This is a genomic window from Streptomyces sp. NPDC001848 (genome assembly GCF_042891915.1).
GTDB lineage: Bacteria > Actinomycetota > Actinomycetes > Streptomycetales > Streptomycetaceae > Streptomyces.
Map to the genome: position 1 here is coordinate 62,348 of NZ_JBIATP010000029.1, position 11,003 is coordinate 73,350.

Annotated in this window: 7 protein-coding genes and 1 pseudogene; 3 read left to right on the forward strand and 5 right to left on the reverse strand. The window is 65.7% G+C overall.

Annotation, left to right across the window (positions count from 1 at the left end):
- Positions 1–107: 107 nt before the first annotated feature.
- Entirely contained in the window at positions 108–2,273 is a 2,166-nt protein-coding gene (locus tag ACFYZJ_RS37640; protein WP_388576427.1) for a SpoIIE family protein phosphatase, read from the reverse strand.
- Positions 2,274–2,819: 546 nt separating this feature from the next.
- Positions 2,820–3,782 carry a hypothetical protein gene (locus ACFYZJ_RS37645; protein WP_388576430.1) on the reverse strand — a complete coding sequence of 321 codons (963 nt, stop codon included), beginning with the start codon at positions 3,780–3,782 and terminating at the stop codon, positions 2,820–2,822.
- A 262-nt stretch (positions 3,783–4,044) separates the two neighbouring features.
- Here ACFYZJ_RS37645 and ACFYZJ_RS37650 point away from each other — a divergent pair.
- Positions 4,045–4,266 (forward strand): annotated as a pseudogene (locus ACFYZJ_RS37650) (helix-turn-helix domain-containing protein); the annotation flags it as partial.
- 61 nt (positions 4,267–4,327) lie between these two features.
- Here ACFYZJ_RS37650 and ACFYZJ_RS37655 read toward each other — a convergent pair.
- Positions 4,328–4,714, reverse strand: a complete 387-nt coding sequence (locus ACFYZJ_RS37655; RefSeq protein ID WP_388576433.1) for a hypothetical protein — start codon at positions 4,712–4,714, stop codon at positions 4,328–4,330.
- 68 nt (positions 4,715–4,782) lie between these two features.
- Here ACFYZJ_RS37655 and ACFYZJ_RS37660 point away from each other — a divergent pair, with 68 nt between their 5' ends.
- Positions 4,783–5,406 carry a TetR/AcrR family transcriptional regulator gene (locus ACFYZJ_RS37660; RefSeq protein ID WP_388576436.1) on the forward strand — a complete coding sequence of 208 codons (624 nt, stop codon included), beginning with the start codon at positions 4,783–4,785 and terminating at the stop codon, positions 5,404–5,406.
- A 72-nt stretch (positions 5,407–5,478) separates the two neighbouring features.
- Here the strand turns inward: ACFYZJ_RS37660 and ACFYZJ_RS37665 are convergent, their stop codons facing one another.
- Both ACFYZJ_RS37665 and ACFYZJ_RS37670 read right to left on the reverse strand, forming a co-directional pair.
- Positions 5,479–6,141: a hypothetical protein gene (locus tag ACFYZJ_RS37665; protein ID WP_388576438.1), complete on the reverse strand. Its 663-nt coding sequence runs from the start codon at positions 6,139–6,141 to the stop codon at positions 5,479–5,481.
- 223 nt (positions 6,142–6,364) lie between these two features.
- Positions 6,365–6,835 (reverse strand): hypothetical protein, encoded by a 471-nt coding sequence (locus ACFYZJ_RS37670; protein ID WP_388576441.1) that lies wholly within the window; start codon positions 6,833–6,835, stop codon positions 6,365–6,367.
- An 825-nt stretch (positions 6,836–7,660) separates the two neighbouring features.
- Between ACFYZJ_RS37670 and ACFYZJ_RS37675 the strand changes: the two genes are divergently transcribed.
- Positions 7,661–10,759: an NACHT domain-containing protein gene (locus tag ACFYZJ_RS37675; RefSeq protein ID WP_388576443.1), complete on the forward strand. Its 3,099-nt coding sequence runs from the start codon at positions 7,661–7,663 to the stop codon at positions 10,757–10,759.
- The last annotated feature ends 244 nt before the right edge of the window (positions 10,760–11,003 follow it).

The following is an 11,003-nucleotide window of genomic DNA, read 5'->3' on the forward strand; positions in this document are numbered from 1 at the left end:
GGCGCTGCCTGAGGAGGGCGGGCCGCCCGTACCGCCGGGTTGTGCCGCCCGTACTGCCGGTGGCGCTGCCTGAGGAGCGCGGGCCGCCCGACCCGCCCGCAGCCGCGTTACCGGGCGACCGCCGCCCAGACCACTTTGCCGGTGTCCGTCCACCGCACCCCCCACCGGCTGGTGAGCCTGTGCACGACGTGCAAGCCACGACCACCGTCGTCGAGGAGACCGTTGGGCCCCAGCCGCGGCCTGCCGTTGCCGGTGTCGCCCACCTCGCACAACAGCCCGTGACCGGACCTGATCAGCCGTACCGTGATGGGTCCGCCGGCGAAGCGGACCGCATTGGCGACCAGCTCGCTGACCACCAGCAGCACGCTGTCCCGGGTGTCATCTCTGGTGCGCCATTGCCCCAGCAGCGCGGAGACCAGCGTGCGGGCCCGGGCGGCCGCGTCGTCGCGCGCGGGCAGACGCCAGGTCGCGGTGTCCCCCTTGCGGTAACCGATCATGCGCGCGAGCAGCAGGGTCACGTCGTCGCGTCGGCGCACAGGCGCCAGCGCGGAGACCACCTGCCGCGCAGCCTGCTGCAGGGCATCCCAGGGGTGCACCGTGGACACGGCATCCGCCAGCCTGTCGATGCCCTCGTCGATCGATACGGCGGGATCCTCCACCAGGCCGTCGGTGTAGAGGGCGAGCAGCGAGCCCGGGGGTGCGGCGAACGCGTGCACGTCGAACGGCTCCCGCAGCGCGAACTCGGCACCCAGGCCGGGGTGGGGCCGGACGGCGAGCGGGCCGGCGGGCCCGTCCGGCGGCACCAGGACCGGGGGGAGGTGGCCGGCGCTGGACAGCGCCACACGGTGGCTGACCGGGTCGTACACGGCGATGCAGCAGGTCGACCCGAGGGCGCTGTAGCCGACCGCCAGTCCGGAATCCGCGTCGTCCAGCAGTGTCACGGTCTCGTCCAGGTGCTCCAGCACCTCGTCGGGTGCCAGCCCCGCGGACAGCAGCGCGCGGGCCTCCATGCTCAGCTGTCCCATGGTCGCCGCGGCTCCCAGGCCGTGCCCGACGACGTCACCGACCACCAGCGCGGTACGGCCGTCCGGCAGCGGAAAGCTGTTCACCCAGTCACCGCCGACGCCCGCGCTGTCGGGGGTGGCGGGCTGGTAGACGCTGGCAGTCTCGATGGTGTCGCCGCCCGTCCGTGGCAGCAGCCGACGCTGCAATGCCAGCACCTGCATGTGCTCGCGCTGGTGCTGGCGGGCCAGATCCACGTGATGGGAGGTCCGGGCCACCAGTTCCTGCAGGTCGAGCAGCTCGCTGTCGTCGAAGGGCCGGTCCGCCCGCCGCCAGACCTCCGCCACGCCCATGACGACGGGCGGCGTGCCGTCCAGAACCATCGGTATGCACGCCACTGCCGCCGCCCGGCCACCGGGCACCAGGGCACGTACCAGCTGCGGACTGCCGAGTACCCGCTCGATCGCCTCCCGGTCGGGTATGACGACGGCCTGCGCGGCATCGTCACGCTGTATCGCTTGCGACAGCAAGCGACTCGCATCGCTGGGAAGATCGTCGCCCGGAGTCACGTAGCCGTCGGGCCACGCCCGATCAGGCACCAGGGCAGCCCGCCGCAGCCGGATGCGCCCCTGCGGCTGCCCGGTGACCCGCTCGCCCGTCCACACGGCGAAGTCGAGGTCGATGGCGGCCACGTCTCCCCAGGCCAGCAAAGACTCCGCCAGCGACTGCGCGGTCTCGCCGATGTCCAGGGAGGTGCCGATCGCGGTCTCGGCGGCGAACAGGTGCAGCCGTTTGGCCATATCGATCAGGGAGACGGTCAGGCCCTCCTGCGGCGTCGCGGCGGCCAGGATGCTCATCGAGACCACCAGCTCCGACCCGTCGCTGCGCCGTAGGCGCTGGACCCGGGCGACGTGCGGCTCACCTGTCTCGAGGACCTGCCGCAACCGCCGTGTGACCGTCGGTACGTCCCCCGGAGGCAGAAGATCGACGAAAGGGCTCCCGGCCACGGCGTCCAGCCCCGCGAAAACGGGGGCGTCCAGATTGCAGCGGGTGATCCTCAGATCGCTGTCCAGGTTGACCGCGCCGAGGATCTGCTCCTGACGGCCGGGTGCCGGGTTGGCGTGTACGCGAAGGCGGGCGGTGCGGTCGCCCTGCGAGTCGGCAGAACCGGCGGCCGCTGCCGTTCCGCCGCGCGGGATGTACTGCCCCAAGGCGCTGCTGACCATGTCGAACGCCGACGAGGACGAGGGGGAGGAGGGTGTGGAGTTCATGCGGCTCTCTCAGCTCGCTCGCCAACCCCGGGACAGCGCCGGGGCCGTACCAGAACCCGTACGACAGGGTCCCGAGCCCTGACCGCACACCTCATTCAATAACACCCGGGGCCGCTTCGCCCACACCAGCGGATGCTCGGTGAACGCGGACAGTGATGGAACGCGACGGTCGGCCACGGCAGTTCGGTCGCGTCCGGCACGTCCCGATGCGCAGGGCGGAATCGACGAAGCGCGCGACTTCGGGTGGCTGGACAAGGGGGAGGTGGCGGGTGCGTCGATCGACCGGTGCGGCGACGGCGGACCGGCTGCGGACGCCCACGACGGGGTCTCCTTCCCGGCGGACCCAGACGTCCTCCTCGGCGGTGGTGCCCGGGATCAGGCTGTTCGATCCGCGCCTGCTCCGGCTTCGGTCGTGGGCTGGTGTGACAGACGGACGGAGACGCTGGTGCGCGTCCCCGTCCGGTGTCGTTGATGTTCCTGGTGTCGCTGTACTTCGCTGCTGTACTGCAACGGCTGTGGGCACCAAGCGACTGTCTGATGTGGAGGTCAGTCGGCGGCCTGCAGGTTCTTCACGACGGCGCCGTAGAAGCCGTCGTAGGCGACCTCCAGCTGGATCTGACCGGAGCGGGCCGTGTTGTTCCAGCCGGCGATACGGACCCGGACCTTGTCGTGGACGGTGGCCCCGTTGGCCATGTGCGCGGGCAGGACCGGCAGCGCGGCGTCCCCCTTGCCGAGAGACACCCAGCGCTTGCCGTCCCACAGGTCGTAGGCGAGCGTGACGCCCGACAGCGGGGAGCGGGAGCCCTGGCCGATCCAGGGGTAGACCTTCTTCGCCAGCGGCAGACCGGTGCGGTTGGTGAAGCTGACATCCAGGGTCAGCGGCTGCTTGGCCGTCAGGCTCTTCCCACCGCTCACCTCGGTGACGATCGGGCCCCCGTTGTGCAGGTTGAACGCGCCGATGTGGAAGGGCATCGCACGCTCGGCCACGTTCCGGCCCTTGTCGGCGACGGCACCGAAGCCGATCTCCAGACGGTCGTCGTTGATCGGGAACGCCTTGGTCGCGGCGACAGTGATCTTCCAGGTGTAGCTGGAGTGAGCCGGCAGCTTGAACGTGCTGCCCCAGTGGCCGCCCTTCGGGTAGAAGGACCCGATGAAGCCGCCGTCCTGGCTGCCGAAAACGGAGGTGGTGGCCGGAGCGTGCACCGCACGCACACTCAGCTTCACGTCCCCGTCGGTCAGCGGCAGGGCACCGTGCGCGGCCCCGCTGAGCTCGCCGTTCATGGCGATCGCGGCGCCGGAGTGGTTGGTGACGGTGAAGTCGAAGCTCTTTGCCGCCCCACCCGGCAGCAGCGGACCGGGCTGGGCCGGGGTCGCCGTGATGGTGAGCGGGTTCGCGGTGGTGCTCTGCGTCGCGGCGTTCGCCGTACCGGGCAGCAGCGCGAGCGCGGCGGACGCGGCGGTGGCGGCGACGACGGTGGCGGTACCGGCGAGACGACGACGGACGGACATGGAAGGCCCCCAGGCAAGTTCGTGCTGAGCGATTCAGCGGCTCGAGCCGTGCCCTCCCCCGGGCCGGCACGACAACCATGGCACGAAGATCGCTCCTAACCGATCACCGGGATGTCACCGCTGGGCAACAGCCGAATCGGCTTCTCGCCGCAGGCCCCGAAATGGGAAGCTCAGGCGATCTTGGGGCTCGCTGCTGGGCTGACCTGTGGCGCAAGGCCGCCGTTGGACTGGCGGCACGTCCGTTGACTCCCCGGTGTTCCCCGTGGTTCCCCGCACGATCCGGCACGAGCGTGGCACGACCGCTTCAACTCCCCCCGACCGCAGGACGCGTGCCGACGCCGAGCGCAACCGGGCGCGCGTACTGACGGCGGCGCGGCGGCTCTGCCACGAGCACGGCGACGCGGTGCAGATGCCGGAGGTGGCGCGCGCCGCCGGGGTAGGTATCGGCACCGTCCACCGGCATTTCCCCTCCCGGCAGGCGTTGGTCGCAGCCGTCGCCGACCAGCGGTTCGGCGAGATCGCCGACGTACGAGTGTCCGAGGCTTCTACGAGGGAGCGGCGGCCATCAGCAGCGCGGCGAGCACGACGGGGGCTGCCGTCTGGTACCCGATCCACACTTCACCCCCAGCGCTGCCGCCCTGCCACGCCATCAGGAGGCCCACAAGCGCCGTCAACATCCAGCCGCTGTCGTAAGCAACCATGAGCAGTGTGTATGTGCGCATCCGCCGTCTGCGCACATATCGAATCTCGATCCCGCCACCGACCAGCAGGGCCACGCCAGAGACCACCATCAGCCAAGCGGGCACGCCCAGCAGGCGACCGAGCGGTGCAGCCCCGGCGATGTAGGCACCAGCGAGCAACACTTTGAAGGCGCCATCGGCGATGATCCCCACCGTCTGGCGCGTCACTGGCGGTTTCACGGCCTGGGCCATGGGCGGTTCCCCCTGAAGCTAGTCGTCTGGTTCCATAATAAGATTACGGAAATAATCAAACTATGAGAATGACGAGAGCGGAGGCCAGGGAACGCAACCGCCGCGCCTTGCTGGACGCTGCGTTCCAGGTCGTCTCCCGGGACGGGTACCGGGCCAGGCTTGAGGAGATCGCCGAACGTGCCGACCTGACCACCGGCGCCATCTACTCACTCTTCGGGAGCAAGAACGGCCTGGTGGTCGCCCTGGTCGCCGACTACCTGCGGCCGCACTACGAAGAGATCGAGCAGGCGGTTCCCGCCGGACTGGATCTGCTTGAAGCGGTCGACGCCTTTGCCCGGTACTACCGGCGCAGTTGCGACGCGCCCGACGCACGGTCCGGTCTGGCGCTCCAGACCACCTTGCTGGATATGGCCCTGCACGACCCAGACCTGGGATCCCAGCTCGCCACGTCCATCCGAACGCAGGAAAGCCACCTGACCGCGCTGTTCACCGGAAGATCGCACGACGCAGGCGTCGTGACGTCGCACCAGGCCCAACGCCTGGTCACTGCATTGAGGGCACTGTTCGTCGGACTCAGCCAAAGCGTCATCCTCGGCCTCGCCGACGGTGCCGACGAGCAGTACTTCGCCGACGCCGCCCGCTCCCTGGCATCCGCCGTTTCCCTCATCGATGACGGTGCGGACGCTTCCTGACGGTCACTGCACCTGAGCGCCTACGGCGTCATGTATCCGTTCCGACCGCCGGTACGGCGTGGCATTGCCGCTCTACCGCCCGGCGGCGCCGTCCTCACCGTCAATCTCGTAGATCCGCCCTCGAAGCCGTTCACCGGCCCAGTCCAGACCGACGCCCAGGTCGAACCAGTGCCGATCCTTGCGGACTCCGGGCGGTGAGAGGTTCACCGCCGCCCAGGAGAACACTCCCAGAAGGATGGAGCGCCCGTGCTGCGTGGTGTGCACGGACAACGCGAACGGCGCGGCGAGTGCCGCGCGGGTCACCAGCATGAGCTGTTCGTCCTTGGAATGCCGACGCCCGCCCGTGAGAAACCGGGGCGTTTCAAGGATCTTGACCCACTCGACCACTGCGTCTGCCACCTGGGCGCGCAAGGACTCTTCGATGCCCTTCCGAACGGCGGTCGCGGGATCGTCGCCGAGCCAGCCAAGCCAGTGGTCAGGATCGGTGAGTTTGCTGAAGTCGTCCTGCGGCACCCCGTGACGGGGATTCTCCTGGTACTCACCTGTCAGTTTTCCGCTGCCATCCACCAACCACACGCCGCGGATCGCCTCGGGAGGTACGTAGCCGTTCGGGTCGTCGATATGCGTCGGGTCGATCTCGGCGACGCTGCCACCGGGATTCTCAGCAGCCGCAGCCAGCAGCGCCGGCTCGTTCGGTATGCCCTTACGTCGGCTTCGCCAGTCAAAGCGCCCCACGTTCCCACCCCCACCGTTGCCCGCCCAGTTGACCGCGATTGTGCCGCACGGGTCAGGACCGCATGAGGGGGGTGTGCGCGACGGCGACGGGCGGATGGAGGGACCCTTACCCGGCACCTCTACGAGCAGTATCGGCAGGCACGGCGCGGCCCCGCTGCCGGTGCGGTCGTTGATGTCAGCCTTGGATCTCACCGGCCCTGCGTGAGGCTGCCACGGTGGCCCGTCATGGCGCTTGAGGGTCTATGGAGATGCCCAGGTCCAAACGCGCTTGACGGTGATAGTTGTTCAGCTCCTCCACCAGACTGATCTCGCGGGGGTCCGACTCCCTGTGGCGCGCCGCATCCAGCATCCTCCACACCACGGGGTTCACCGCCGTAGCCGCGTCGGTCGTGGCTGGCGACGCGAGCAGGATCAGCACCTCGAAGAGAGCAGAACGCTTCTGCTCGGCCTTGTTCATCGCGGAGATGAACTGCTCTCGGTCGTCGGAGCCATCCGGTGCTTGGTAGGCACGCTTCGCCAGGTCGGCTATCTCTTTGACGCACGTGGCGTACTCGATGTAGGTATCAAGCTTGCGCTCATCCCAGCGTGTGGCCATCGCACGACGGTGACGGGCCCGCTCCGCTGCCGACGTCGACAGGTACGACGTGAGAGCACCGATGAGTACGCCGAGAATCGTCAGTATCTGACTGATCATGAGGTTGACCGTAACCACTCGCGCTGATCAAGGGACCCGACTCGGGCGTCCGAGGTCTCATTGCAGCGAGTCAGGGGTGCGTGCGGGTGCCTACGCAACGCTTCGCCGGCACCTGGCCTCGTGAGTCGGCTTCCGACAGGAACCACGCTGCTGCCGCTGCCATCCCGGAGCCCTCAGCTTGGGAAGCTGAGGTGATCTGCGAGCGATGGCCGGGGTGACCTGCACGGGAGCGATGCCGGCGCCTGGTCGCTCGCCTCGTTGTCACCCGGGTTCCGCCCCCGTCCAGCAGCCACTGTGCAGGACCGCACGCTGTCTCAAGAGGCGCGCGAATACGTCCACGCTGGATCTCCGTGGAATGGGCATGCGGGCTGCCGGCGCACCGCCCCAGGTGGATCAGGGGTCACCCCTGGAGCACTGGCACTGGAAGCAGAGGACCGGCTGCTCAGGCGGCATCCTGGTCGTTGGTGACCACCAGCGTTGATGACAGAGGTAGATGTCAAAGGCCCCGGACCATGATCGGTCCGGGGCCTTTGCGCTGGTGCCCCCGGCAGGATTCGAACCTGCGACACCCGCTTTAGGAGTTCGATCAATGCAGCTCTACGAGCCTCGGACGCCTGGGAGGCAAGGTCGTCACGGACCGCTCGTAGCTGCTGCTGTCTGCCTTCGTTGATGTCAGGTATGGATGTCAGGCTGGCTGAGCGATCGTGGCGCACCACGCTGACTCGCTCCGACGCGACTGCAGGGCGAGTCGCATCCGCGCAAGAAGACCTCGCCTCGACGGATCTGCTGCCACAATGCATGGGTTGACGCGAAGGAGGGGGTTCCATGCTCGCGGAGACGGCGGCCTTGCGGCTTGGTGCGACCGTGGCCAACCAGGCGGGGCAATGGTGGCTACGAGGCAAGCAACGGGAGCAAGAGCGATCGCTTCCGATGGAAGAACTAATCCGGATACGGATTCAGGGAGTGCGACTTCAGCGTGAGGTCAGGCAACAGTTCGAGCAGATCACGAACGCTGTCTTTGATCGACTGGAACCCTTCCTAAAGCATGCATTCCAGCGTCTGGAAGAGAACGGCCGCCAAGCTGTGATCGACGCGGTGGCCGATACGTTTACGAAGGCGGATCTATCAGATGAGGCGCTTCTTTCCGCGAACGCGCATCCAGCTGAACTAGTCCGCCATATCACCAATTCCGTGAGCGCTCCGGTTGGCTTGAATGAAGCGGAGACTCGGCTGTACGAGGTGCTCTTCACCGAGTGCGTTGAGTACTACCTCAACATCGTTCGCAGCCTACCGGTGTTTGAGGAACGGGCAGCGGGTGAGCTGCTGGCTCGAACAGCCACGTTGGGTTCCGAGGTGGCACGCATCTTGGAACGTCTCCCGGACCGTTCCCTGTTCGCGCCGGACGGCACAGACTACGACACGGCTTTCCGGCGTATGTATCTGGAACTGGTCAGCAGAGATCTGGACGAAGTGGAGCTGTTCCGCCGCACGTCCGACCAAGCGCCGGCACCGCGCGTACGACTGTCGGTTGCATACGTCAGTTTGCGGGCCACTGGGGATGACGGAAAGAATCGTCGTAGCGCCCACGTCGTGCCAGCAATCAGGCCCGAAATGAGTTACTGGGACGAAGCGGTAGGCGAGAGTTCCGCGATGCGGGTCGAGTCCGCGCTGAGTGGTTCCTCTCGGGCACTCCTGCGAGGCGAGGCTGGTTCGGGCAAGACAACCTTGCTGCGCTGGCTCGCCATCACGGCAGCACGGGGGGCTTTCAGTGGTGAGTTGGCCCGCTGGAACGGCCTCACTCCGATCTTGATTAAGTTGCGTGAGTACAGCGGCCGCACGCCACCGCTGCCCGAGGCCATGCTCGACGGGCTCGCTGGGCACATTATTGGGATCATGCCCAAGGGGTGGGTTGAGCGGCAGTTGGCCAGTGGCAAGGTACTGCTCCTGATCGATGGTGTTGACGAGATTCTCGACCGTGAGCGCCGAGCAGTACGCGACTGGCTGCGAAAGCTGCTGGGGCAATATGAAACGGTACAAGTAGTAGTCACCTCGCGCCCTGCTGCGGCCAGCGCTGACTGGTTGCGCCGCGAGAACTTCACAGCGATCCATCTAGATCGGATGACACCGCCAGACCTGGCAGCGTTCGTACGACAGTGGCATCACGCCGTGCGTGAACTGGACGGCGAACTGCCTTGCGCCGTAGATGAGCTTCCGCAGTATGAGCAGTCTTTGCTCAGCAGCCTCAAGGATCGTGCACACCTGCAGTCACTCGCAGGTACGCCCCTACTAGCTGCCATGCTGTGCGCAATGCATCTGAATAGAGGCCGCCAACTTCCGCGGGACCGTCTGGAGCTCTATCGCAATGCCCTGCATACCCTGGTGCACGACCGGGACGCGGATCGGAATGTGCCGAGTGCGGCGGAAAGTGAGCTTAGTCTCAGTGACAAACTAATCATCCTTAGAGACCTCGCATGGCGACTTTCGGATAACAACCGTAGCGAGATTGATCTAGATAGGGCAGCTGAATATGTCACGGCGAAACTGAGGGCAATGCGCCACCTGGAAATCCTGGACGGTAGGCAAGTATTGGATCAACTACGGCACCGCTCCGGGATTCTCCGTTCCCCTGCCCAGGGGCGCATGGACTTCGTGCATCGAACCTTCCAGGAGTATCTAGCCGCTAAGGAGGCTGCAGAGGAGGACCGCATTGGTAATCTGATTGGTCGAGCACATCTGGATCTGTGGCGAGAGACCATCATCATGGCCGCAGGCCACGCCAACACACGCCAAAGAGAAGAACTGCTTCGGGGAATCCTTGATCGCGCTGAGCATGAGACCCGACATGCGCGCACGCTGCGGCTCCTGGCAGCGGCCTGCCAGGAAACGCTTCCTTCCGTTTCCGACGAGCTTGCGGGTAGGTTGGACGATGCCGTGAAGAAACTGCTTCCGGCTAGGCGGAAAACAGATCCGCCGGCCCTGGCGGCGGTAGGCCCGAGTCTTCTGCGTTGGTTGCCGCGTTCATTGACAGAGTTGACCGAGGCGTCTGCGGTACAGACAGTAAGAACTGTCGCGTTGATCGGAGGCGAAGAAGCTCTAGATCTGCTGGGCGGATATGTGACAGATCCGCGCACAAGTGTCGTAGATGAACTAATACGCGCGTGGGCCTACTTCGATGCAGAAACTTACGCTGACGACATCTTGTCTCGCTTGCCGCTAGCAGAGCGGCAAGTCGGCATTACCCATTCTGGCCAGCTGGATGCAGCTGGTCGCTTGCCTTCTCTTCACCAAGCTCGCATTGAATATCCTGTTCGAGGGCTGGAATTCGTCGCCAATTTCCCGCCCCTTCAGGAGCTGTGGGTGGATTTTCTTCGCGAAGGCGCCGATCTGTCGGTTCTAAAGAGTCATCCTGACTTGGAACGACTCTTGTTGTTTGGTAGGGCGCCAATCAAAAATGTATCTGATCTGGCGAACCTGGGGAAGCTCGACTGGCTGGCGATGCCCGTGTCCAGGAAAGCTGATATAGACGTAATTTCTCAAATTTCGAAACTTGAGTTCCTCAGTCTATCTGGGATTCCGGGAGATGTTGACCTCAGTCCACTGGCCACTCTCTCTGCGGTAAAAAACCTGCACCTGGTTGGCCGGAAGCGCTCTGGTCTGCTGGGTTTCGAGAACCTGTCGGGCATGGCGAGTCTGGCCGATGTGTACCTGTTTCGCCTCGATTTGACTGCCTGGCTAGCAGCGATTAAGAGCGCACCCCCTTCCTTGAAAGTCCTGAGTTTGCACGACTGTGTTGTGCCCGTTGACGGCCAGGCCTTCAGAGTTTTCGAGAGCCTTAAAATCATCAATCTTTCTCATTGTCGCGCCCCGGATGGGACGCCAATCAATTCCCTGGAGATCGAGGGGATTCGCACTCGGATCGCGTGACGGCCTCGCGGTGGAGAGGGAGGCATCACGCCTACTGGCGTAGATTCGTGTGCTCGATGGTCGCGGTCAACGCGTCCACGCTCTTCCGGGCCGTCTCCGGCAAAATAGCGGTGCCTGTTCTCCCGAGGTCGGCGGAGCGACTTTGGCCTGGAGTTTCAATGACCGAGTCAAGGTCGTGGGCCGCCCCACCAGCGGGCGGCATCTCGCCTCGGAGATCGTCTGTGCCTCAGCCGAGGAAAGTCAG

What these genes read in the sequence shown, in the direction of transcription:
- ACFYZJ_RS37675 (WP_388576443.1), top strand. Translation starts at nt 7,661, where the DNA reads ATGCTCGCGGAGACGGCGGCCTTGCGGCTTGGTGCGACCGTGGCCAAC.
- ACFYZJ_RS37645 (WP_388576430.1), bottom strand. Translation starts at nt 3,782, where the DNA reads ATGTCCGTCCGTCGTCGTCTCGCCGGTACCGCCACCGTCGTCGCCGCC.
- ACFYZJ_RS37640 (WP_388576427.1), bottom strand. Translation starts at nt 2,273, where the DNA reads ATGAACTCCACACCCTCCTCCCCCTCGTCCTCGTCGGCGTTCGACATG.
- ACFYZJ_RS37655 (WP_388576433.1), bottom strand. Translation starts at nt 4,714, where the DNA reads ATGGCCCAGGCCGTGAAACCGCCAGTGACGCGCCAGACGGTGGGGATC.
- ACFYZJ_RS37670 (WP_388576441.1), bottom strand. Translation starts at nt 6,835, where the DNA reads ATGATCAGTCAGATACTGACGATTCTCGGCGTACTCATCGGTGCTCTC.
- ACFYZJ_RS37660 (WP_388576436.1), top strand. Translation starts at nt 4,783, where the DNA reads ATGACGAGAGCGGAGGCCAGGGAACGCAACCGCCGCGCCTTGCTGGAC.